Consider the following 21,818-nt stretch of genomic DNA (forward strand, 5'->3'; position numbering starts at 1 on the left):
CCTCCCATGTCGTTCCCCACCCGCGCCGCCGGCGTCGCCCTCGCCGGCCTCGCCTCCCTGACGCTCCTCGCCGGATGCTCGGCCTCGCCCGACGGAGACGGCGGCGGATCCGCCGGCGGCTCCGGCTCCGGCGCCGACATCGTGTCGCTCGTCGACGCCTCCGCGCAGACCCCCGCCGACGAGGTCGCCTCCTCGCTCGGCACCCCCACCGTGCCGGACGGCGCGAAGCTCTGCTACATCACCCGCACCCTCTCCAACGAGTTCTGGGGCTACGAGCGCGACGGCTTCGAGAACCGCGCGAAGGAGCTCGGCGTCGACTACCAGACCTTCGACGTCACCGACGAGTCCTCGATCACCGAGCAGCTCGACAAGGCCAAGAGCGCCATGAACCAGGGCTGCTCCGCCATCCTCGCCTCGCCGATCTCGGCCACGGGCCTCGACTCGATCTTCGAGTCGGCGCTCGCCGACGGCATCCCCGCGATCGTCCTCAACGACGCCAAGAGCGGCGTGGCCGGCACCGTCTACGTCGGACCCGACGCGACCACCATCGGCGCGACCGCCGCCGACTACATCGCCGACAAGCTGCCCGACGGCGGCAAGGTCGCGATGATCGAGGGCGATCCGGGCTCCTCCAACGCGATCAACCGCGGAGACGGCTTCACCGCCGCCCTCGCGAAGCACGAGAACCTCGAGCTCGTCGCCTCCCAGACAGCCTCGTGGGACCAGACCAAGGCGCAGGAGATCGCGACCACGATGCTGACCGCGAACCCCGACATCGCGGCCTTCTACTCGCAGAACGACGGCATGGCGCTCGGCGTCCAGGCCGCCATCGACGCGAAGGGCCTCACCGGCAAGGTGATCCTGGTCGGCACCGACGGCATCCCGCAGGCCAAGAAGCAGATCCTGGCCGGCGACTACACCGCCACCGTCAGCGAGCTGCCCACCACCGAGGGCGCGACCGGCGTGGACGCCGCGCTGTACCTGCTCGCCGGGAAGAAGGTCCCCGCGTGGATCGACGTCCCCGCGTTCATCATCGACAGCACCAACGTCGCGCAGTACGAGACCGGGATGCCGTAACCCGTCACCTCCTCCCTCCCCACGACCTCCTCGACAAGGAAGTAGACGGAACATGGCCGAGCATCTGCTCGAGGTCCGCGGCATCGCGAAATCGTTCCCGGGCGTCCGCGCCCTGGACGGCGTGAGCTTCACGCTCGACCGCGGCGAGATCCGCACCCTCGCCGGCGAGAACGGCGCGGGCAAGAGCACCCTGCTGAACATCCTCGGCGGGGCGCTGCGCCCGGACCGCGGCTCGATCACCATCGACGGCGTCCGGCGGATGGAGTACACCTCCCGCCAGGCGCTCGCCGAGGGGGTCCGCATCGCGCACCAGGAGCCGGCCATCGTGCCCCAGCTCACGGTGATGCAGAACCTGCTCCTCGGGCGGACGCGCAAGCAGCGCGCGTCCGCCCAGGACGACATCGACCGGGCCCTCAAGGACGTCCACCTGATGGGCTTCCCGATGGAGGCGAGGACTCCGGTCGGCCGGCTCAGCCCGGCGCAGCGGCACGCGCTCACCATCGCGCGGGCGTTCGCGTTCGGCGCGAAGATCGTCGCGCTCGACGAGCCGACGACGAGCATGCTCGAGCACAACGTCGAGGGGGTCCTCACCCGGGTCCGCGAGATCGCCCACGGGCGGGGCGTCGGCGTCATCTACGTCTCGCACAAGATGCCGGAGGTGATGAGCGTGTCGGACACGGTCGTCGTCCTCCGCGACGGGCGGCCCGCCTACGACGCTCCGATCGGCGAGACCTCGTCCGAGGACATCGTGCGGCGGATGGTCGGCCGGGAGCTGCTCTCGTTCGAGCGGCGCCACCCGGTCGCCCCGGACGCCGAGGTGCACTTCGAGGCCACGGGCGTCGTCCACCCGAGCGGAGTCGGACCGGAGTCGATCAGCGTCCGCCGCGGCGAGGTCGTCGGCATCGCCGGCCTCGTCGGCTCCGGCCGCACCGAGTTCCTCCGCGCGCTCATCCGCGCCGACGACGGCACCGAGGGGACCGTCCGCCTCGGCGGCCGTCCGCTGCGCATCCGCTCGCCGCGCGACAGCCGCGACGCCGGCATCGCGTTCATCCCCGAGGACCGCAAGCACCAGGGCCTCGTCCTCCAGACCCCGGCCTACGCGAACGTCGCCCTCACGTCCGACCGGCAGCTGAACGGCTTCGGCCCCTTCATCAGCACGAAGCGGCAGATCGAGACGGCGGAGGAGATGGGCCGGCGCATGTCGCTGCGTCCCGCCGACGTCCGCCTCAACGCGCGCCAGTTCTCGGGCGGCAACCAGCAGAAGATCGTGATCGCGAAGTGGATCTGGCTCGGGGCGAGCGTCTTCCTCTTCGACGAGCCGACCAAGGGCGTCGACGTCGGCGGCAAGGTCGAGATCTACGAGCTCATCGATCAGCTGGCCTCCGAGGGGCACGCCGTGATCGTCGTCTCGAGCGACCTGCCCGAGATCATCTCCATCAGCGACCGGGTCCTCGTGATGAGGTCCGGGCGCTTCGTCTCCGAGCACGTCGGCGACGACATCACCGAGCACAGCATCGTGGCCAACGCCATGGGCGTGGCGAAAGGAACCTCATGACCTCCCCCGAGACCGGGAGCGTCGCCACCCCGCGCCGGCGCTCCTTCAACCTGCAGGCCTTCGGCATCTACATCGCCGCCGTCGTCCTCTTCGTCATCCTGGGCGTGCTGAACCCCAACTTCCTCACCATCGGCAACCTCCGCGACGTCGCGGTGTCGGCCAGTGTGAACGCCATCATCGGCATCGGCCTGACCTTCGTCATCATCACCGGCGGCATCGACCTCGCCGTGGGCGCCATGGCCAGCTTCGTCGGGATCGTCAGCGCCTCGCTGATGGTCAACGGCGGCGTGCCCCCGCTGCTCGGTCTCGCGGCCGGCATCGTCCTCGGCCTGATCTGCGGAGGGATCAACGGACTGCTGGTCACCAAGCTGAACCTGCCGCCCTTCATCGCCACGCTCGGCACGATGAGCGTGTTCCAGGGAGGCGCCTACGTCGCCACCAACGGCAAGCCGGTCTACGACGTGCCGAAGGAGTTCATCCTCCTGCTCAACAGCTACATCGGAGGCGTGCCCGTCGTGGTCGTCATCGTGGCTGTCGTCGGAGTCGCGGCCTGGCTGCTCCTGCGCAAGACCGTGTTCGGCCAGAACGTGATCGCGGTCGGCGGCAGCGAGGAGACCGCCTGGCTCTCGGGGGTCCGGGTCCACCGCGTCAAGATCGCCGTCTACTGCATCTCCGGCGGGCTCTCGGCCCTGGCCGGCCTGGTCATCGTCGCCCGCATCAACGCCGCGCAGCCGGACGCGGGCAGCCCGTACCAGCTCACCGCGATCGCCGCGGCGGTCATCGGAGGAGCGAACCTGATGGGCGGCGAGGGCCGCATCGCGGGCACCCTGGTCGGCGCGCTCATCCTGGGCGCGCTCACCAACGGCCTGGTGCTTCTGAACGTGCCGAGCTTCTACGAGCAGATCGTCACCGGCCTCGTCGTCCTGATCGCCGTCACGCTCGACCAGGGCAGCAAGGGCTGGCCGATGTTCTCGAGAGGCCGCAGGAAGAAGCAGGAGGACGTCGCCGCTCCTCCGACCGAGTCGACGCCGTCGGTGAACGCGTGACGGCGCTGACCGCCCTCGACGGCGCGCGGGTCCTCGTGACGGGCGGCTGGGGCCTCATCGGGCGGCCCACCGTCGCGGCGCTCCTGGCGGAGGGAGCGGTCGTCACCGTCCTCGACCGCAGCGACGCGGGGGCGGACCCGGCCGTCCGGACCGTCGTCGGCGACGTGACCGACGAGGCCGTCCTCGCCGAGGCGCTGGCCGGCCAGCACGCGGTCGTCCACCTCGGCGGCTACGCCGGACTCGGAATGGCCGACGCGGTCGAGACCTACCGCGTGAACGCCGTGGGCACCTTCGCGGTGCTCGCGGCGTCCGCGGCGGCCGGAGTCGCCAAGGTCGTCTACGCCTCCAGCATCAACGCGAACGGCTACCCCCTCGGGGCCGAGCAGGCGCTCCCGCCCGTGTTCCCCTACTCCGAGGACGCGGCGCCCCGGATCTCGGACGAGTACTCGCTCTCGAAGCTCGCGAGCGAGGACGCGGCCCGGATGGCGCACGCCACCTGGGGCCTCGAGCTCACGGGCCTCCGCTTCCCGCTGGTGCGCGACATCACCCTCGACGGCGGGCGGCGGTTCGGCGAGCACCTGCGCACCGCGATCGCCGCCGACCCGCGCCGCCAGGCGGCGGAGGGCTTCAGCTACCTCGACGCGGCCGATGCCGCCCGCTCGGTGCTCGCGGCGCTGCTGCACGACACGCCTCCCGCTCCGGGGATCCTGGTCGCCGCTCCGCTCACCTACCTCCGCGGCGACACCGCGGCCGCCCTCGACGCGATCGCCCCCGGCGTGCCGCGCGGCGAGCTGCCGGGCCGCTCCGTCGGGCTCGACCTCACCCGCTCCCGGGAGCTGCTCGGCTTCGAGGCCGCGGTGCTGCTCGACGACGTGGCGCCCGACCAGCTCGCCGAGGTCGCCCAGTGACGCTCTCGCTGCTCGGCCTCGGACCCATGGGCGCCCCGATGGCGCGGAACCTCGTCGACGACGGCGGCCTCGTGGTCTGGAACCGCACCCGCGCGAAGGCCGACCCCTTCGCCGCGCTCGGGGCCCGCGTGGCGGCGACTCCGCGCGAGGCGGCGGCCGACATCACGCTGACGGTGCTGCCGGACCTCGCGCAGGTCGAGTCGCTGCTGGACGGAGAGGACGGCCTGCTCGCCGGCTGGCGCGAGCAGGGCATCGCGGATCCGGTGCTCGTCGTGCACGGGACCGTCTCGCCCTCGGCGGTGGCCGTGCTCGCCGCGCGCCTCGCCGAGGAGCACGGCGTCCGCGTCGTCGACGCCCCGCTCAGCGGCGGCACGGTCGGCGCTCGGGACGCGACCCTCAGCATCATGGTGGGCGGAGAGGAGGAGGCGGTCGCCCGCGTCCTCCCCGTGCTCGCGCGGCTCGGCCGCACGGTCCGCCACCTCGGCCCGAGCGGCGCCGGAGCGACCGCCAAGCTCTGCAACCAGATCGTGGTCGCCGGGACGGTCGCCGTCGTCTCCGAAGCCCTGCTGCTCGCCCGCACCGCCGGACTCGACCCGGAGGTGATGGTCGAGCTGCTGCAGGGCGGCCTCGCCCGCACCACCGTGCTCGAGCAGAAGAGCGCCAAGTGGCTGGAGGACGACTTCGCCGAGGGCGGCAGCGCCCGCAACCAGCTGAAGGACCTCCGCTACGTCCGCGAGGCTGCGGACGCCGAGGGGGTCGTCCTGCCCGCGATCACCGCCGTGACCGGCCTGTTCGAGAGGATGGTCGCCGACGGCGACGGCGACCTGGACCACACCGGCGTCGTCCGGACGATCGCGCGCCTCGGCGCTCCGACCCCGGGGAGGCACGCATGAGCGGACTCGTCGTCATCGACGCCCACCACCACCTGACGGATCTCCGCCGCTCCTACCCGTGGCTGGAGGGGCCGGCCGAGCCCTTCCGCTACCACGGCGACGACCGGCCGATCCGCCGCTCCTACAGCGTCGACGACTACCTCGCCGACGCCCGGGACGTGACGCTCGCAGCCTCCGTGCACGTCGAGAACGGCGCGGCCGACGCGCTCGCCGAGACGGCCTGGATCGACGCCCTCTCCCGCGAGCGCCCGGTGCCGACGGTGCACGTCGCGCACGTGTCGCTCCTGGACGCCGACGCGCCCCGGCAGCTGGAGGAGCACGCCGGGTACTCCGTGACGCGCGGCGTCCGCGATATCCTGAACTGGCACCCGGATCCGGTCTTCACGCACCGTGATCGGCCGGGGATCTCGTCCGATCCGGTCTGGCGCGCGCACTTCGCCCGGCTCGCGCCGCTGGGCCTGTCGTTCGACCTGCAGGTGTTCCCCTCGCAGCTGCAGGAGGCGGCCGAGCTCGCCGGCGCCTTCCCCGGCACCGCGATCGTGCTCGACCACCTCGGCATGCCGATCGGCCGCGACTCCGACTCGGTGGACGAGTGGCGCAGGGGGCTGCGCGCCGTTGCTGAGCGCGAGAACACGGTCGTGAAGATCTCGGCGATCGGCACGAACGACCACTCCTGGACCCGCGCGTCGATCGCGCCGTTCGTGCACGAGACGCTCGAGGCGTTCGGGCCGTCGCGGACGATGCTCGGCAGCAACTTCCCGGTCGACAGCCTCTACTCGAGCTTCTCCGAGCTGTACACCGCGTTCGACGAGCTCACCGCGGCACTCTCGCCTGCGGAGCGGCGCGACGTCTTCGCGGCGACCGCCGACCGCTTCTACCGGATCGGAGCGCCGCTGCCCGCGGTCTGAGGAGGCCGCGGCTGCCGCGGCACCTCCGGCCGCCGGAGCAGCCGCAGGCCGGTCGCGAGCTGCCAGGCCGTGACGGCGTAGACGGAGGCGCGCTCCCAGACGCCGTCGGGCAGCAGATCGACGCCGGGCACGCGGGTGTCGACCTGCAGCATCAGCAGCGCGAGCAGGCCGGCCGCGCCGAGCACGATCCCGACCGTCCCGAGCGCCCACGGGGCGCGGCCGCGACGGGCCGCGGCACCGGCGACGATCGAGGCCGCGTTGCCGCCGACGATCGCCATCGCGGCGCCGACCACGTGCAGGCCGCCGATCCCGTTCTGCGCACTGGCGCTGCTCCCGTGCACGAGGCCCACCACGGCGATGCCCACGGCGTAGACCACGGCGAGGGAGAGGAACAGCCCCCGCGATCCGCCCCGCGCCGCCCGCACGGTCGTGACGGCGGCGGCGAGGTAGAGCGCCCCCTGCAGGAGGAATCCGGCGTTCATCACCGCGTGCAGCGGCGAGTCGATCGCGCGCCCCTGGAACACGCCCACCTCGGGCACGCCGAGATCGCTGATGTAGTTCCGTGCGTAGCTGTAGCCCGGGAACGCGGACGCGGCGACCGCCTCCGCTCCCACGTAGGCGAGCGCGCTCACCACCCACAGCACTCCGGCCCCACGAGTTCCCATGCGCCCATCATCCCCGGGCCCGGCCGCGCCGGTCGTCGGCGCCGGACGGCTCCCCGCCGCTCCGGTCACAGGCTGAACCCGCCGTCGGTCGTGAGCACCTGCCCGACGACCCAGCTGCCCGCCGACGTGGCCAGCCACGCGATCAGCTCCGCGGGGTCCGCCGGCGTGCCGACCCGGCCGAAGGGCGTGCTCGCGACGTACTCCTCGAGGTCCTCGAGCGACCGGTCGGTGGTCTCCGGGTCCAGGTATCCCGTGTTCACCGGACCGGGATCGATCGTGTTGAGCACGATCCCGAGCTCCAACAGCTCGGCGGCGACCGTGGCGGTGACGCCGGCGAGTGCGGCCTTGCTCGCGGCGTAGGCGACCTCTCCGCGCATCGCGCCGTGGATCTGGCCGGACGTCATCCAGAACACGTGCCCCTGCGCCCGGGCGTAGGGCCCGGCCCCGACGATCCGGTCGCCGGGCCGGCGGGATCCGTCCGCGCGCGGTGCCCGGAGCCGCGCGAACTCCGCGGTGAGCAGGAGGGTGGAGCGGGTGTTGACGTCCCAGAACGCGGTGAGCCGCTCAGGAGTCATGTCGAGGATGCTGCCGTCATCGCCGCTCTTCGCGTGGTTGCAGACGAGGACGTCCAGGCTCCCGCTGAGGTCGGCTGCGGTGGCGATCAGACCGGGGATCGTGGAGGGATCGGCCAGGTCCGCGGCGACGTCGGCGAACCGCGCGCCCTCCGTGAGGTGCGCGCGGAGCTCGGACCGGACCGCATCGAGGTCGTCGCCTCCCCAGGGGAGGTCGAGATCGTGAGGGCGGTGGTGGTGGACGACGAGGTGCGCGCCGAGGGAGGCGAGCTTCGCGGCGACGGCGAATCCGATGCCGCGCCGCCGCGAGACACCGGTGACGAGGGCGGTCCTGCCCTGCAGGGGGAGGAGTGCGGACACGGGGAGCCTTTCGATCGCGCCCGAGCGGGCCGGAGGGAGCGGGTAGGAGTGACGGGGATCGGGGAGCCCTCAGCCGCGCTGCACGATCCCCACCGTATCGAGCCGCCGGTGGCCTCCGTCCGGCGATGAGGTGCCCCTCAGACCTGCTGGAAGACCCGCAGGCCCCGTCCCCGGGAGAAGCCGAGGCGCGAGTAGCTGTCCGCCAGCCGCTCGTCGGCGGCGACCGCCACGACGACTCCTCCCGCGGGGACCGTGGCCAGCAGCTCCCTCGTCGCGAGCAGCGCCGACAGGCGGGTCCCGGGGCGCTGCGAGAGCGCCATCACCGTCCACCGCCGCCCGGGGGGCGTCTCCGCGCCGACGGCCGCGGTGAGGGGGGTCCCGACCAGCAGGGCCCCCGCCCCCACGGCTCCGCCGAGGAGCGCCGCGAGGACCAGGACCGCGCCGAGCAGACCCGAGAGCGCGACCCACACGGCCGCCACCATGGCCAGCAGGACGACCGGGACGGTGACGGCGATGCTCACCAGGGCGTCGGCGACCGGCCGGTAGCGCCCGAACACGACCAGTCCGTTCCGGTCGGCCGTCTCGTGGGCGGCGCGGCGGATCACGGAGGGCGCGAGCGAGAGCAGCGCCGTCGGGAAGGCCAGGACGGCGAGGACGCGGTGGCGCGTGAAGGCGCGCACCATCAGCCACGAGACGGCGGGCAGACGTCCCCATCCGACCGGTGCCGACGCCGCTGCCATCGATCCAGTCTGCGCGACCGGGCAGGTGCGGGGCCACCCGGTACGAGGACGCCGCTCCGGCTCCGCTGCGCGAGGGAGGCCGACCCGGACTACTCCTCGTCCGCCCGGTAGACCTTCCGGAACGCGTCCTTGCGGGCGATCCTCCCGCCGCGGAACTCGTAGATGTCGCAGCCCCGCGTGACCTGGGGTCCGCCGTCGGGGCCGGTCCCGGTGAAGGACCAGGTGGCCGCGCCGCGCGTCCCGGCGATGAGGGGAGCCCCCTCCTCGTGCCGCTCCTGTCCGGTGTCGAAGGCGAGCATGAGCGCGAATCCCTCGCGGACCTGTTCCTTCCCCGTCCAGGTGCGGCCGGGCTCGGGGCCGACGGACGCGCCGTAGACGCAGTCGTCGGTGATGTGGCTCATCAGCGCTTCGAGGTCGTGGCGGGTCCAGGCGTCGGTGAACGCGGCCAGCACCTCGGGCGTCATCTCGCTCGTGCTGGTCTCGGTCGAAGAGGAGTCGTCCATGAGCGGGCCTCGGTCCTTCTGATCGGTGGACCGTCGTCGGTCGCTCTGCGACCGTGGCAGGTGAGCGGCCGCAGTGGCAACGCCCTCTAGCGGTCATGTCCGGAAGCGGACGGCCGGCGGATCAGCGGTCCGTCGATCCGCCGACCAGCGGGTGAGCGCGACGGCGGGGGGCGGTGCACTGCGGGCGGCGGGAGCGGCCGCCGAGGCGACCCGCTCCACCGGGCACTGCCGCGTCCCGATGCTGAGCCCCTTCGTGAAGGCCGTGCCGAAGTCGGACGCGGGCCGGCCCTCCTCCGCCTCCTCGGTCGCGGCTCCGGGGTCGCCCGCGGCGGCCGGATGCTAGGCGCTCGCCGCCTCCTCCGCCACCTCCTCCCCGCCGACCGGCGCCGACGCGCAGGATGAGGAGCACCGGTCGCGGCGGGCACCGACCCCGCACCCGACCGGCACCGAGACCGCCACGAGCCCGCGCCGGCGGGAGGACAGCGAGAGCACCATGGGATTCTGGGGACCGACCGACGAGACCCGCGGCACGCGCCCGATCGACGAGCCGCTCGGCGAGCTGGAGCTCGTGCACGCCTTCACCAGCGGTCCGATGCCCACCGGCGTCAGCGTCTCGCACACCGGGCGGATCTTCGTGAACTTCCCGAAGTGGGGCGACGAGGTCCCGGCCACGGTCGTGGAGCTGGTCGACGGAGCGGCGGTGCCCTACCCGGACGAGGCCTGGAACACGCCGTCGGGAATCGACGACGTCGGCGCCCTCGTCTCGGTGCAGAGCATCGTCGTCGATCCGGCCGACCGGCTCTGGATGCTCGACACCGGCAGCCCGATGTTCGAGCCGACGAAGAAGGGCGGCCCCAAGCTCGTCCGCGTCGACCTGGCGACCGACACCGTCGAGCAGGTGATCGTCCTCGAGCCGGACGTCGCCCTGCCGACCACCTACCTCAACGACGTGCGCTTCGATCTGCGGCGCGGCATCGCCTACATCACCGACTCGGCCGACTCCGGCCCGAACGGGATCATCGTCGTCGACCTCGAGGCGGGGACCGCCTGGCGCCGCCTGCACGACCACCCGAGCACGAAGGCGCTCACTCCTCCGGAGCTCGTGCCGATGGCCGAGGGCCGCGTGCTGATGAAGCGCCCGGCCGACGGCGACCCGCAGCCGGTGACGATGGGCGCTGACGGCATCGCGATCTCGGCCGACGGCGAGCGCCTCTGGTACTGCCCGCTCGTCTCCCGCCGCTGGTTCAGCGTGGCGACGGCGGCACTGGTCGACCGGTCGGTGCCGGACGAGGACGTCGCGGCGACCGTCGTCGACGAGGGCGACAAGGGCGGGGGAGCGGACGGCCTCGAGACGGATGCGCTGGGCCGCTTCTACGCCACGAGCTACGAGAACAACGCGATCGTCCGCCGTCGCACCGACGGCACGATGGAGACGATCGTGCACGACGAGCGGCTGCTCTGGCCGGACACGATGTCGATCGCGACGGACGAGCACCTGTACGTCACTGCGAACCAGCTGCACCGCCAGGCCGACTACCAGGGCGGCACGGATCTGCGGACGTACCCGTACTCGCTGTTCCGGGTGCGGATCGGCGCGGGGCCGGTTCTCCTGCGCTGAAGGCCCCCGCCTGGTCGCCTGCGCCGAGATCCGCAGCGCGGATCAGCGCCAGTGGGCGAGCTCCGTGCGGAGGGTCGCGCGGGCGCGGGCGAGCAGTCCGCGGACGGTCGAGGTCGTGAGCCCCAGCTCGTGCGCGATCGCGTCGTAGCTGCACTGCTCCAGCTGGCGCAGCTCCCAGCAGCGGCGCTGGGCCGGGGGCATCGCGGCGAGCACCCGGTTGGCGTCGGCGGCGAGCGATCCGCAGTGTGCGGCGTGCTCCGGGTCGTCGGCAGCGGAGGCGGGGAACTCGTCGTCCAGCTCGGCTCGCAGCCGCGAGACGCTGGAGCGGAGCCGGTCGACGCTGCGGCGGCGGGCGGTCGTGACGAGCCAGCCGGCGATGGTCTCGCCGTCGATCACGCTGTCCACGTGGGTCCACGCCGCGAGGAACGTCTCCTGCACCACGTCGTCGACGTCGGCGCTGCTGCGGAGGGTGCGGGCGGCCGTCGCGCGGAGCAGCCCGGTGTAGCGGCGGACGATGGTGGCGAACGCGCGGTCGTCGCCCTCCGCGGCGCGGATGACGAGCATCCGGTCCGAGTCGGGCTCGAGCAGTGCGAGCGGCGGCGCGGCGAGGGTCGAGGGGCGGGCCCTCGTGAGGCGTGCGGGGGTGGTGGCGGTGAGCATGCGGACTCCGGTCGACTTGATGTGTACGCATGATTCGGAGGCGCGCTCCCGCCCGGTTTCCCGGGGCGGGACCCCAGTGGGAGGGGCAGGTCTGTCCGGTTTCCGGGGACGTCAGCGCCGCCGCGACCACCAGCGGCGGGACCGCTCCGGCTCGGCGGCCGCCCGGGCCTCGGCCTCGGCAGCGCGATCGGCGCGCCGCTGCGACCAGGCGGCGACCTCCTCGTCGACGTCCCGGAGCGGGGTGACGACGGGCGGCCCACCCAGCAGCTGGCGGCGCGCCTCGATCACCCGCGTGTTGAAGTCGGCGAGCTCGGCGCGCACCTCCTCCTCGCGGTGCAAGCGGTCGAGGCGCTCGTCGAGCGCGCGGTCCTCGGCGCGGAGGAGGAAGGCGGCCGGGCCGATACCGGTGAGGTTCTCGCGCTCGATCTTGCGGCGGATCCACCAGTCCGGGTCGTGGGCCGTGCCCAGGTCCGGGAGCGGCTTCCCCGATCCCGGCAGGTCGTCGAAGTCGCCGCGGCGGATCGCGAGCTGGATCGCCGTCTCGACGAACGCGGCCCGCTCGAGCGGATCCTCCGGCAGGGCGGGCTGCTCCGCCTCCTCCTCGCCCGCGGCGCCGGCCCGGTACCGGGCGGCGCGCTCCCTCGCATCCGACATCCCTCCACGCTAGATCGGGCTCCTCGCCCCGGGCAACCACCCCTCCCGCCGTCTCCGTGGTCGGCGGGGCGCCGCGGGTCGACATCGCCGGACCGGCGTGCGTAGTATCGATACTCGATAACATCGACGATCGATAAGGAGCACGCCATGACGAGTGTCATCCCCAGCGGACCGGTCCGGGAGCGTCCGCGCGTGTTCCGGGTGGCCAGGGCGGTCCTGCTCATCGTCGCGGTCTTCTCCGTGCTCACCGCGCTCCTGCAGACCTGGACCGTCACCACCGGGCGCACCCTGCTGGTCTTCGGGGGAGCGGACGGCCGCCTCCCGCTCCGGAGCCTCCCGCAGCTGCTGCAGGCCGAGCCGCGCGAGGGCACCGCGCCCACGCTCGCCGACGCCGCCCTCTCCCTCCGCCTGCTCGGTGCGCTGCCGAGCCTCCTCCAGGCGGTCACGATCGTCCTCGCCACGGTCTTCCTCCTGCGGGTCCTCCGCGGCATCGCGGCCGGACGCCCGTTCGACCCCTTCGTCCTCGCGAACTGGCGCCGTCTGAGCCTCGTCCTGCTGATCGGTGGAGTGGCGCAGGGCCTCGCCGACACCGCGGCCGGCCTGTACCTCAGCTCCGGCATCGGCCTGCTCTTCGCCGCCGGCCGGGTGACCGACGAGCAGCGCGACGCCTTCCTCGGCGGCGACTACCAGGCCATCGGGACGAACCTGCCGCAGTGGCCCGTCCCCGTCCTGCTCGCCGGAGTGGTGGCCCTCGCCCTGACGGCGGCGTTCCGCGCCGGCGCGAAGCTCGAACGGGACGTCGACGGCGTTGTCTGAGCCCGCCGACGACGAGAGGCACCGGATCGACTGCCACCTCGGAGCAGTGCTGGCCGAGCGCGGCGTGACCCTCACCGCCCTCTCGGCCCGCACCGGCATCACGATGGCGAACCTCTCCATCCTCAAGAACAACCGCGCCCGCGCGATCCGCTTCACGACGCTGACGCTCATCTGCGACGCGCTCGACTGCACGCCGCAGGAGCTGTTCTCGATCCGGGCCGTCGACGGGCGGGCGTAGCGGCGGGCGGATCGGCCAGGGGATCTCTGCGGGGCCGATGGTGTGGACGCCGTCCGATCCGACCGTCGATCGAGCAGGCCTCAGTCGCGCTCCACGTCCGCCCCTCCTGGGATCGGCCGGAGCTCCCCGGAGCTCGCTCTCGTCCCGACCCATGGATGAGCCTCACCAGCGCGGTCGGCGGCCTCGGCCATCGACCGTCCACAGGGGAGCGAGGTCGTCAGCGGGACCGTCGAATGCGCCTCCGGTGGATGCCGGCGGCTGCTCGCGGTCGTCCCTCCCGACGCGAATCACTCCCGAGCAGTTGTCGAGCGAGCTCGAAAGGACCCCGCAGACACGCATCGCGGGAACCCTCCGGGACCCTCGCTCCATCTCGGTGACTTCCACCGTCGAGGGGCCCCTCCTGAAGATCCGGGCCGACTACTGGTCCCAGGAGTACATCCCCTAGGGACGTGTGCGAAGCGTCCTCGTGCGTGCTTCCGCGAACCGGTCCCGTCGCGCTGTGCGATCTCGCTGAGACGGCGGCGGTGTACCCGTCGACGAGGCCGCCGGTCATCGTCCCCGCGAGGAGCGCCCGCTTCAGACCCGCACCGACGACGAACACGTCGATCGACCCGGGGTTCCCGAACGGGGGACGGACCGTGATGCACGTCTGGTCGTGCTGAGCGGCGGTCAGCGGTCGAGGACTTGACGAATGACGAGGACTCGGTTCTCCGTCGACTCCCGCCCGACCGGGTCGAACCCGCTCGCCGTCATCACTGAGACCCTGCTCGAGCCGGTCGGCGTGCTCGTGCGCGCCGCGCTGCGGCCGCTTCCCGCCCGCTCAGTCCAGCGGGTAGCCCGGCAGCCCGTCTATGCTGACCGCGTTGCGCGTGGCTCGGTACTCGGCCATGCCGTCGGGGCCCTTCTTCTCGGCCTGGAGGAGGAGCAGGTCGCGCTCGCCGACCGGCTCCATCACCGGCACGCCCCAGCCGCACGCGTCGCTGATGCGGGTGAGCTCGACGGTGACGACCGCGCGGGTGCTCGGGTGATCGGGGTGCTGCTCCGCGACCTCGGCGAACGCCTCCGAACCGGGCAGGTGCACGGAGCCGGTGCCGTGCAGGCGGACGATGCGCGGACGCGGTCCGAACGACGCGAACATCAGGCACACGCGCCCGTTCTCGCGCAGGTGCGCGATCGTCTCGACTCCGCTGCCCGTGTAGTCGACCCAGCCGACGCGCCGCGGGCCCAGGATCGAGAACGAGTCGTGGCCGCGCGGCGACATGTTGACGTGCCCGTCCGCGGCGAGGGGCGCGGTGGCGACGAACCACATCGGCTGCTCGTGGATCCAGGAGGAGAGGCTCTCGTCGATCTCGTCGTAGACGTGCGCCACGGGGTCAGGCCCCGGCCGCGCGGCGGACCAGCTCGGTGACGGCGGCGCGCGTCTCGGCGTCGGCGGAGACGAGCGCGTAGGCGGTCGGCCAGATCGTGCCGTCGTCGAGCTGCGCGCCGTCCTGGAAGCCGAGGGTCGAGTAGCGCGTGCCGAACTTCGCGCCGGGCTGGAAGAAGACGATCGCCTTGCCGTCGGAGCGCGCGTAGGCGGGGAAGCCGTACCAGGTCTTCGGGAGGAGATCGGGGGCGGTCTCGCCGACGACCTCGTGGAGCATCTGGGCGATCGGCCGCTCCTCGTCGGTCATCGCGGCGATCGCGGCCTCCGCGTCCCTGCGGTCGGCGTCGGCCTTGTCGGCGCTCTTCTGCCGCTTCGCCTCCGCCCGCAGCTCGGCCGCACGCTGCTTCATCGCCGCGCGCTCGTCCTTCGAGAAACCGTCTTCGGAGGCCATGTCCGCCCGTCCCGTCCGTCTGCGGCTCCCGGTCCGGGAGCGTCCCCGCACATCGTGGCAGCGCCGCACTCGCCGCACAACGGCGGGAGCGAGCGCGAACGCGCGCCCCGGAAGCCCAGCCTCCGCGGTTAGCGTGGGCGGATGCGCCTCCTCCTGATCCGCCACGGCCAGACCCCCTCCAACGTCGCCGGGCTCCTCGACACCCGCATCCCCGGACCCGGGCTCACCGATCTCGGCCGCACCCAGGCCGCGGCGCTGCCCGGTCGGCTCGCCGGCGAGGGGATCGGCGCGCTGCTCGTCTCGACGATGGTCCGCACCCACGAGACGGCCGCCCCTCTCGCCGCGGCGCTCGGGCTCGAGCCGATCGAGCGCGACGGCATCCGCGAGGTCGCGGCCGCGGGGCTCGAGATGCGCGGCGACGAGGCGGCGGTCGAGGAGTACATGGGCACGGTCTTCCGCTGGGCCGGCGGCGAGACGTCGATCCGGCTCGCGGGCGGCGAGACGGGCGACGAGTTCGCGGCGCGCTACGACGCGGTGGTGGCGGAGGCGGAGGCGCTCGGGCACGAGGTCGTCGCGCTGATCAGCCACGGCGCGGCCATCCGCTGCTGGGCGGGTCTGCGCTCCCTCGACCTCGATGCGCGCTTCATCGCCGACCACCTGCTCGACAACACCGGCGTCGTCGTCCTCGAGGGCTCGGGCGACGCGTGGACGCTCGTGTCCTGGCAGGGTGAGCCCGTCAGTGGAGTCGGCGCGGCGGCCCCCTCGGGCCCGGCGGGCGAGACCACCGTCTGAGCGACAGGGCCTCCTCGCCGGTCGAGCAGCGGCCTATCGAGACCGGCCGGAACGAGCGCCGCCGGCCGCGCCATCACGGTAACGATCGCGCAACACTCCGGAAACCAGCTCCGACCAGCACATTCGCTCGCGCCGATCGGTTCATCACCACCCCTGGACCCGCCCCCGCAATTGTCCGACGTTTGCCCCTCGGCGGCTCCGCGGCTACCGTGGTCGGCGGTCCTCACGGGCCCCGATGAACCGGTCCGCGCTCGCACGGCGTCCCCCCAGGACGCGCCGCGATCGTACGGTCAACGGGAGTGGAGGCGGCCCCGAGGCCGCCTCGGACGCTCTCGCCTCCACCCCCTGCCGCGCTGAGCGGCGGGACGCACGCGGAGGCTCGACGCACGGCTGTCCCACGCTCCCGACCCGGCACCACGAGATGAGCGCAGGGCGTCGTCCCTGCGCGCCGACGGAGTGTACGTGCACCAGAACCAGCAGATCATCAGCGAGCCCCGGAGCGAGGCGGGCGCCGATCCCGCGACCCCCGCTCTCGAGGCCCGCCACCTCTTCAAGGTGTTCGGCCGGAAGCCCGACGAGGTCGTCCGCCGACTGGGCGAGGGCGCCGACCGCGGCGAGCTCGCCGGACTCGGCACGGCCGCGGTGATCGACGCGTCCTTCACCGTGCGCCGCGGCGAGATCTTCGTCGTGATGGGCCTCTCCGGCTCCGGGAAGTCCACCCTCATCCGCATGCTGAACGGGCTCCAGGAGCCCTCCGCGGGCGAGGTCCTGATCGAGGGCTCCACCATCACCGGCGTCTCCGAGGCGGAGCTGCGCCGCGTGCGCCGCTCGTCGGTGTCGATGGTGTTCCAGCACTTCGCGCTCCTCCCGCACCGCACCGTGCTCGACAACGTCGCGTACCCGCTCGAGATCCAGGGCGTCCCCGCGGCCGAGCGCCGCGAGCGGGCCCTGCTCGCGGTCGAGCGCGCCGGTCTCGCCGGCTGGCACGAGAAGATGCCCGACGAGCTCTCCGGCGGCATGCGCCAGCGCGTCGGCCTCGCCCGGGCGCTCGCCGCCGACACCGACATCGTGCTGATGGACGAGGCGTTCTCGGCACTCGACCCGCTGATCCGCCGCGAGATGCAGGGGCAGCTGATCGAGCTGCAGCACGAGCTCGGCAAGACCATCGTCTTCATCACGCACGACCTCAACGAGGCCATGTTCCTCGGCGACCGCATCGCGGTGATGCGCGACGGCCGCATCGTCCAGATCGGCACCCCGGAGGAGATCCTCACCGACCCGGCGAACGACTACGTCGCCCAGTTCGTGCAGGACGTCGACCGCGCCCGCGTGCTCACCGCCTCCGCCGTGATGGAGCCCGCCCGCTCCGTGGTCACCCTCGCGGCCGGTCCCCGCGCCGCACTGAGGAGCATGCGCGACCTGCAGACCTCGGCCGCGTTCGTGGTCGGCGGCGGACGCCGCCTGCTGGGCACGGTCCGCGACCGCGACGTGATCGAGCAGGTGCGCCGGAGCACCGGCGACCTCTCGGCGGTCCTCACCTCCGACGTCGTCACCGTCGGTCCGGACACCGCCCTCAGCGAGGTCATCGAGCCCGCCGTCGAGTCGGCGCTGCCGGTCGCCGTGGTCGACGCCGACGGGCGTCTGCTCGGAGCGATCCCGCGGGTGACCCTGCTCGCGGCGCTCGGCAACGTGGCCGCCCGCACCGGCGAGCACCCGGTGATCGAGCCGCCCGCCACCGTCTCGACCGAGGTCGTCACCGCGACCCTGCACGCGACCGGAGGCCCCGTCGACGACGCCGTCCTCGCGGCGGACGGAGGTGCACGATGACCGATCTCGGATTCCGCCTCCCGCTCGGCGCCCTCGCCGAGGGTGCCGTCGATGTCCTCACGCAGACCTTCCAGCCGGTCTTCGACCTGCTGCGCACCGTCTTCGGCGCCCTCTACTCCGGCGTCGACCTCGTCCTCGCCACGCCGCCCTTCTGGGTGATCGTCGCCTTCCTCGCCGTACTGGCCTACGCCGTCCGCGGCTGGGTCTTCGCGGCCGGCACCGCCGTGGGGCTCCTGCTGATCGTGGGGGTCGACCAGTGGGAGAACGCGATGGACTCCCTCGCGCTGGTGCTCGTCGCCTCCGTGATCGCCATCGCGCTGAGCGTGCCGCTGGGCGTGCTCGCCGCGCGCAACCGCACGGCCTCCGCGGTCATCCGGCCCGTGCTCGACCTGATGCAGACGATGCCGGCCTTCGTCTACCTGATCCCCGCGCTGATCCTGTTCCGGGTCGGAGTGGTGCCGGGCATCGTCGCGACCATCGTGTTCGCGATGGCGCCGGGCGTCCGGCTCACCGAGCTGGGCATCCGCGGCGTCGACCCGGAGCTCGTCGAGGCGGGGGAGTCGTTCGGCTCCTCGAAGTGGCGGATCCTCCGCCAGATCCAGCTGCCGCTGGCGCTGCCCTCGATCCTGGCGGGCCTCAACCAGGTCATCATGCTCTCGCTCTCGATGGTCGTCATCGCGGGCATGGTCGGCGCCGGAGGGCTGGGCGGCGATGTCGTCGCGAGCCTCAACCGGATCGATGTCGCGCTCGGCTTCGAGGCGGGCATCTCCGTCGTGATCCTCGCGGTCGTCCTCGACCGGATGACCGGCGCGCTGGGCTCGCCCTCGCCGGCGAGGGTCGCCCGGGCGAAGAACCGCCGCGCCGTCGTGGCGACCCGCTCGGCCGTCGGCGTCGTCTCGATCGGCCTGGTCGCGTCCCTCGGGGCCGCGACCCTCGCCGCTCCCGCCACCGCCTCCTCCGTCGACAACGGCGACCGCACCGACCTGACCGTCGCCGTGTTCCAGGGCTGGGACGAGGGGATCGCCGTCTCCGCTCTGTGGGAGGCGGTGCTCGAGGAGCAGGGCTACGACGTGACCCTGCAGAACGCCGACGTCGCCCCCGGCTTCCAGGGCCTCTCGACGGGCGACTACGACCTCGCCCTCGACACCTGGCTGCCGCTCACCCACGCCCGGTACGTCGAGCAGTACGGCGACTCGATCGTCGACCTGGGCGCGTGGAACGACGAGGCGAAGCTGACCATCGCGGTCAACGAGGACGCTCCGATCGACTCCCTCGAGGAGCTCGCCGCCGACCCGGGCGTCGTCGGCAACCGCCTGATCGGCATCGAGCCCGGCTCCGGTCTCAACAAGACGACGACCGAGGACGTCATCCCAGGCTACGGCCTGGAGGGGATGGACTACCTCACCTCGTCGACGCCGGCCATGCTCCAGGAGCTCTCGAGCGCGACCGCCGCGGGCGAGAACATCGCCGTCACGCTCTGGCGCCCGCACTGGGCCTACGACGCCTTCCCGGTCAAGGACCTCGAGGACCCGAAGGGCCTGCTCGGGCAGGCGGAGGGGATCCACTCCTTCGGCTCGGCCGCGTTCGACGCGGACTACCCGACGATGAGCCGCTGGATCCGCGACTTCCGGATGGACTCGAAGACGCTCTACTCGCTCGAGAACGCGCTGTTCAATGACGGGGCCGACGACCGCTCCGCCGCCCTCGCCGCGTGGATGGACGAGAACCGGGAGTACGTCGACACGCTGATCACCTGATCCGCCACCACGACGAAGGCCGAGAGGCCGGGCGGCCCCGGACCAGGGCTGTCCCGGCCTCTCGGCCTTCGTCGCGCAAGGATCAGGCGGCGCTGACCGGGCGTCCCGCGGTGGCGCGGACGAGGAGGGTGACCACCAGCACCACGGCGGCGGCGACCAGCGCGGCGATCCCGGCGGGGACCGAGACGAGCTCGCCGGCGAAGCGGCCGACGGCGACCCAGGAGAGTCCCCAGACGAGCGAGAGCATCGGGGCGATGCGGCCGCGGCCGGTGACGGCGATCAGGAGTCCGACGAGCGCGGCGACGGCGAGGACGACGACCGCCCAGACCGCGGCGCCCGGACCGTCCGCGCTGCCGACTCCCGCGCCGACGAGCCCGGCGGTGACGTTCGCGGCCGTGGCCACGCACACCCAGCCGAGGTAGAGCCCGAAGGTGCCGTCCGTCACGATCGCGTCGACCACTCCGGCCGACCGTGTGGTCCGCAGGATCACGAAGATGCGCGCGAGCACGGCGAGAAGCAGGGCGATCACGACGACGCTGAGCGTCAGGAAGCCGGCCTGGACGACCAGGATCCACGCGGCGTTCAGGAGGAGGCTGGCGGCGGCCCAGTAGCCCAGCCGGCGGTGGCGGGTGCGGGCGGTCTGCGAGGGCAGGAACTGCCAGATCGCGTAGGCGATGAGGCCGGTGTAGATGACGCTCCAGATCGCGAAGGCGGGGCCGTCGGGAGCGATGGGGGTCGAGGACGCGGTCAGGGCGCCGCCGGCCGCGTTCTGGATCTGCGTGCCGCCCGCGGCGCCCGAGCCGATGAAGGAGCCGATGAGGGCGAGCACCGCGCTCACGGCGACGACGACCTGGCGGATCCGGTCGGCGCGGTCGGGGGTTCGTGTGGCGGTCATGTCGCTCCTCCATTAGTCAGCTGGCTGAGTAATGAGAGTAGCGCGATTCCGCTCCCCGTCCACTGGGGCTTGCGGCGAGGCCCCGACCCTGGAGAGGGCCGGGGCTGGATTCTCAGGCTCGGGCGGCCGCGTACTGCTCGCGGATCACGGGGCGGTGGTCCGGCGCGGGCTCGGCCACCGAGGTGACGGTCCACGTCGGACGCGAACCGGTCAGCGCCCAGGCGGCCTGCACGGCGGCACCGTCGGCCACGTACTCGCCGGGCGTCGGCACCTGCACGGGCACGTCGAACACCTGCGAGGCAGCGAGCTGCACGGCGCGGTTCTGCGCGGCTCCGCCGATGAGGAGGATGCGCCGCGCCTCCACTCCCTGCGCGCGAACGGCGTCGAGCCCGTCGGCCAGTCCGCAGAGCATGCCCTCGATCGCCGCGCGGGCGAGGTTCGGCCGCGTGGTCGAGGCGATGGTCATCCCGTGCAGGCTCGCGGTCGCGTCCGGCAGGTTCGGCGTGCGCTCGCCCTCGAAGTAGGGGACCAGCACGAGGCCGTCGGCACCCGGCTCCGCCTCGAGTGCCAGTGCGGCGAACTCGTCGAAGTCGCTGCCGAGCAGGGTCGCGGTCGAGGCCAGCACGCGCGCGGCGTTGAGCGTCGCGACCAGCGGCAGGAAGCGCCCGCTCGCGTCGGCGAAGCCGGCGACGGTCCCGGAGGCGTCGCGCACCGGGTCGTCCGTGACGGCGAAGACGGTGCCGCTCGTGCCGATGCTGACGACCACGTCGCCGGGGCCGGCGCCGAGGCCGAGCGCGGCGCCCGCGTTGTCGCCCGCGCCGGGGCCGACGACGAGTCCGCTCTCGGTGCGGCCCGCCTCCTCCGAGGGGCCGAGCACGCGGGGGAGCAGCGGGCGGTGGCCGAGGGCGCGCTCGAGCAGGTCGAGGTCGTAGCCGTCCGCTCCCCAGTACGAGGTGCCGGACGCGTCGGACCGGTCGGTCGTGAGCGCGTCGAGCTGCGGACCACGGGCGGAGTCGGGGCCGTAGCCGAGCAGGCGCCAGGTCAGCCAGTCGTGGGGGAGCGCGACGGCGGCGACACGGGCGGCGTTCTCGGGCTCGGCGTCGCGCAGCCAGCGGAGCTTGGTGGCGGTGAAGGAGGCGACCGGCACCGATCCGGTCCGCTCCGCCCAGGCCCCGGCTCCGAGCTCCTCGATGAGCGCGGCGGCGGCGGGCGCGCTGCGGGTGTCGTTCCAGAGCAGAGCGGGGCGGATGACGGCGCCGCTCTCGTCGAGGACGACCATGCCGTGCTGCTGGCCGCCGACCGAGATCGCGGCGACGTCGTCGAGCCCGCCGGCGTCGGCGAGGGCGAGCTGCAGCGCCTCCCACCACGCGGCCGGATCGACCTCGGTGCCGTCCGGGTGGCTCGCCCGGCCGGTGCGCACCACGGCGCCGGTGTCGAGGTCGCGGACGACCACCTTGCAGCTCTGGGTCGACGAGTCGATCCCTGCGACGAGCGTCATCGCTGTCCTCTTTCGTTGG

22 protein-coding genes are annotated in these 21,818 nt (G+C 73.1%); 12 read left to right on the top strand and 10 right to left on the bottom strand.

Features of this window, described 5'->3' with window-relative positions:
* The 6 genes from C5C49_RS15055 to C5C49_RS15080 form a co-directional block, all read left to right on the top strand.
* A partial coding sequence (locus C5C49_RS15055) for a substrate-binding domain-containing protein (RefSeq protein WP_146084898.1) occupies positions 1-1,077 on the top strand: 1,077 nt, incomplete at its 5' end.
* Between the two features lie 52 nt (positions 1,078-1,129).
* Positions 1,130-2,632, top strand: a complete 1,503-nt coding sequence (locus tag C5C49_RS15060) for a sugar ABC transporter ATP-binding protein (RefSeq protein ID WP_104239248.1) — start codon at positions 1,130-1,132, stop codon at positions 2,630-2,632.
* On the top strand, positions 2,629-3,678 hold the full coding sequence (locus C5C49_RS15065) for an ABC transporter permease (protein ID WP_104239249.1): 1,050 nt from the start codon (positions 2,629-2,631) through the stop codon (positions 3,676-3,678). The genes C5C49_RS15060 and C5C49_RS15065 overlap by 4 nt, the downstream gene beginning before the upstream one ends.
* A complete protein-coding gene (locus C5C49_RS15070) occupies positions 3,675-4,586 on the top strand; it encodes an NAD(P)-dependent oxidoreductase (protein ID WP_181135787.1) in 912 nt (303 codons plus the stop codon). The genes C5C49_RS15065 and C5C49_RS15070 overlap by 4 nt, the downstream gene beginning before the upstream one ends.
* Positions 4,583-5,479: an NAD(P)-dependent oxidoreductase gene (locus tag C5C49_RS15075; protein WP_258061531.1), complete on the top strand. Its 897-nt coding sequence runs from the start codon at positions 4,583-4,585 to the stop codon at positions 5,477-5,479. The genes C5C49_RS15070 and C5C49_RS15075 overlap by 4 nt, the downstream gene beginning before the upstream one ends.
* On the top strand, positions 5,476-6,387 hold the full coding sequence (locus C5C49_RS15080) for an amidohydrolase (RefSeq protein WP_104346465.1): 912 nt from the start codon (positions 5,476-5,478) through the stop codon (positions 6,385-6,387). The genes C5C49_RS15075 and C5C49_RS15080 overlap by 4 nt, the downstream gene beginning before the upstream one ends.
* Here the strand turns inward: C5C49_RS15080 and C5C49_RS15085 are convergent.
* The 4 genes from C5C49_RS15085 to C5C49_RS15100 form a co-directional block, all read right to left on the bottom strand.
* A complete protein-coding gene (locus tag C5C49_RS15085) occupies positions 6,354-7,052 on the bottom strand; it encodes a DUF998 domain-containing protein (protein ID WP_104346466.1) in 699 nt (232 codons plus the stop codon). The two genes, C5C49_RS15080 and C5C49_RS15085, sit on opposite strands and share 34 nt — an antisense overlap.
* 65 nt (positions 7,053-7,117) lie before the next feature.
* Complete coding sequence (locus C5C49_RS15090) at positions 7,118-7,984, bottom strand: SDR family oxidoreductase (RefSeq protein WP_258068480.1); 867 nt, start codon at positions 7,982-7,984, stop codon at positions 7,118-7,120.
* A 137-nt stretch (positions 7,985-8,121) separates the two neighbouring features.
* Positions 8,122-8,724 carry a hypothetical protein gene (locus tag C5C49_RS15095; protein ID WP_104346467.1) on the bottom strand — a complete coding sequence of 201 codons (603 nt, stop codon included), beginning with the start codon at positions 8,722-8,724 and terminating at the stop codon, positions 8,122-8,124.
* Positions 8,725-8,813: 89 nt separating this feature from the next.
* A complete protein-coding gene (locus C5C49_RS15100; protein WP_104346468.1) occupies positions 8,814-9,227 on the bottom strand; it encodes a nuclear transport factor 2 family protein in 414 nt (137 codons plus the stop codon).
* Between the two features lie 493 nt (positions 9,228-9,720).
* On the opposite strand from C5C49_RS15100, the gene C5C49_RS15105 reads away from it, so the two are divergent.
* Positions 9,721-10,845: an L-dopachrome tautomerase-related protein gene (locus tag C5C49_RS15105; RefSeq protein ID WP_104346469.1), complete on the top strand. Its 1,125-nt coding sequence runs from the start codon at positions 9,721-9,723 to the stop codon at positions 10,843-10,845.
* Positions 10,846-10,887: 42 nt separating this feature from the next.
* Here the strand turns inward: C5C49_RS15105 and C5C49_RS15110 are convergent, their stop codons facing one another.
* Both C5C49_RS15110 and C5C49_RS15115 read right to left on the bottom strand, forming a co-directional pair.
* Positions 10,888-11,505 (bottom strand): RNA polymerase sigma factor, encoded by a 618-nt coding sequence (locus tag C5C49_RS15110; protein ID WP_104346470.1) that lies wholly within the window; start codon positions 11,503-11,505, stop codon positions 10,888-10,890.
* A gap of 111 nt (positions 11,506-11,616) precedes the next feature.
* On the bottom strand, positions 11,617-12,159 hold the full coding sequence (locus C5C49_RS15115; RefSeq protein ID WP_104346471.1) for a DUF1992 domain-containing protein: 543 nt from the start codon (positions 12,157-12,159) through the stop codon (positions 11,617-11,619).
* A 147-nt stretch (positions 12,160-12,306) separates the two neighbouring features.
* Between C5C49_RS15115 and C5C49_RS15120 the strand changes: the two genes are divergently transcribed.
* Together C5C49_RS15120 and C5C49_RS15125 are read left to right on the top strand one after the other, a co-directional pair.
* Positions 12,307-12,975 carry a hypothetical protein gene (locus tag C5C49_RS15120; RefSeq protein ID WP_104346472.1) on the top strand — a complete coding sequence of 223 codons (669 nt, stop codon included), beginning with the start codon at positions 12,307-12,309 and terminating at the stop codon, positions 12,973-12,975.
* Positions 12,968-13,213, top strand: coding sequence for a helix-turn-helix transcriptional regulator (locus C5C49_RS15125; RefSeq protein WP_104248118.1), 246 nt, complete (start codon positions 12,968-12,970; stop codon positions 13,211-13,213). Before C5C49_RS15120 ends, C5C49_RS15125 begins: the two co-directional genes overlap by 8 nt.
* An 820-nt stretch (positions 13,214-14,033) precedes the next feature.
* Here the strand turns inward: C5C49_RS15125 and C5C49_RS15135 are convergent.
* Positions 14,034-14,582 (bottom strand): pyridoxamine 5'-phosphate oxidase family protein, encoded by a 549-nt coding sequence (locus C5C49_RS15135; protein WP_104283915.1) that lies wholly within the window; start codon positions 14,580-14,582, stop codon positions 14,034-14,036.
* Positions 14,583-14,586: 4 nt separating this feature from the next.
* Entirely contained in the window at positions 14,587-15,030 is a 444-nt protein-coding gene (locus C5C49_RS15140; protein WP_104224881.1) for a hypothetical protein, read from the bottom strand.
* Positions 15,031-15,171: 141 nt separating this feature from the next.
* Between C5C49_RS15140 and C5C49_RS15145 the strand changes: the two genes are divergently transcribed.
* The 3 genes from C5C49_RS15145 to C5C49_RS17470 all read left to right on the top strand — a co-directional run bounded on the left by C5C49_RS15145 (position 15,172) and on the right by C5C49_RS17470 (position 19,406).
* Entirely contained in the window at positions 15,172-15,822 is a 651-nt protein-coding gene (locus tag C5C49_RS15145; protein ID WP_104346474.1) for a histidine phosphatase family protein, read from the top strand.
* A gap of 462 nt (positions 15,823-16,284) precedes the next feature.
* A complete protein-coding gene (locus tag C5C49_RS15150; RefSeq protein ID WP_374953852.1) occupies positions 16,285-17,649 on the top strand; it encodes a glycine betaine/L-proline ABC transporter ATP-binding protein in 1,365 nt (454 codons plus the stop codon).
* Positions 17,646-19,406 carry an ABC transporter permease/substrate binding protein gene (locus tag C5C49_RS17470; RefSeq protein WP_104346475.1) on the top strand — a complete coding sequence of 587 codons (1,761 nt, stop codon included), beginning with the start codon at positions 17,646-17,648 and terminating at the stop codon, positions 19,404-19,406. Before C5C49_RS15150 ends, C5C49_RS17470 begins: the two co-directional genes overlap by 4 nt.
* Positions 19,407-19,488: 82 nt before the next feature.
* Here C5C49_RS17470 and C5C49_RS15160 read toward each other — a convergent pair whose 3' ends face one another.
* Together C5C49_RS15160 and xylB are read right to left on the bottom strand one after the other, a co-directional pair.
* Complete coding sequence (locus C5C49_RS15160; RefSeq protein WP_104346476.1) at positions 19,489-20,301, bottom strand: tryptophan-rich sensory protein; 813 nt, start codon at positions 20,299-20,301, stop codon at positions 19,489-19,491.
* Positions 20,302-20,413: 112 nt separating this feature from the next.
* Entirely contained in the window at positions 20,414-21,799 is a 1,386-nt protein-coding gene (xylB, locus tag C5C49_RS15165) for a xylulokinase (protein WP_104227358.1), read from the bottom strand.
* Positions 21,800-21,818: the final 19 nt, after the last annotated feature.

The organism is Rathayibacter sp. AY1E2 (assembly GCF_002932325.1).
In the GTDB taxonomy this organism is placed as follows: Bacteria; Actinomycetota; Actinomycetes; order Actinomycetales; family Microbacteriaceae; genus Rathayibacter.

Bases quoted from the DNA above. Each gene is read 5' to 3' on its own strand.
- C5C49_RS15060 (WP_104239248.1), top strand. From the start codon at position 1,130: ATGGCCGAGCATCTGCTCGAGGTCCGCGGCATCGCGAAATCGTTCCCG.
- C5C49_RS17470 (WP_104346475.1), top strand. From the start codon at position 17,646: ATGACCGATCTCGGATTCCGCCTCCCGCTCGGCGCCCTCGCCGAGGGT.
- C5C49_RS15105 (WP_104346469.1), top strand. From the start codon at position 9,721: ATGGGATTCTGGGGACCGACCGACGAGACCCGCGGCACGCGCCCGATC.
- C5C49_RS15120 (WP_104346472.1), top strand. From the start codon at position 12,307: ATGACGAGTGTCATCCCCAGCGGACCGGTCCGGGAGCGTCCGCGCGTG.
- C5C49_RS15080 (WP_104346465.1), top strand. From the start codon at position 5,476: ATGAGCGGACTCGTCGTCATCGACGCCCACCACCACCTGACGGATCTC.
- C5C49_RS15110 (WP_104346470.1), bottom strand. From the start codon at position 11,505: ATGCTCACCGCCACCACCCCCGCACGCCTCACGAGGGCCCGCCCCTCG.
- xylB (WP_104227358.1), bottom strand. From the start codon at position 21,799: ATGACGCTCGTCGCAGGGATCGACTCGTCGACCCAGAGCTGCAAGGTG.
- C5C49_RS15095 (WP_104346467.1), bottom strand. From the start codon at position 8,724: ATGGCAGCGGCGTCGGCACCGGTCGGATGGGGACGTCTGCCCGCCGTC.
- C5C49_RS15140 (WP_104224881.1), bottom strand. From the start codon at position 15,030: ATGGCCTCCGAAGACGGTTTCTCGAAGGACGAGCGCGCGGCGATGAAG.
- C5C49_RS15100 (WP_104346468.1), bottom strand. From the start codon at position 9,227: ATGGACGACTCCTCTTCGACCGAGACCAGCACGAGCGAGATGACGCCC.
- C5C49_RS15115 (WP_104346471.1), bottom strand. From the start codon at position 12,159: ATGTCGGATGCGAGGGAGCGCGCCGCCCGGTACCGGGCCGGCGCCGCG.
- C5C49_RS15145 (WP_104346474.1), top strand. From the start codon at position 15,172: ATGCGCCTCCTCCTGATCCGCCACGGCCAGACCCCCTCCAACGTCGCC.
- C5C49_RS15085 (WP_104346466.1), bottom strand. From the start codon at position 7,052: ATGGGAACTCGTGGGGCCGGAGTGCTGTGGGTGGTGAGCGCGCTCGCC.
- C5C49_RS15065 (WP_104239249.1), top strand. From the start codon at position 2,629: ATGACCTCCCCCGAGACCGGGAGCGTCGCCACCCCGCGCCGGCGCTCC.
- C5C49_RS15160 (WP_104346476.1), bottom strand. From the start codon at position 20,301: ATGACCGCCACACGAACCCCCGACCGCGCCGACCGGATCCGCCAGGTC.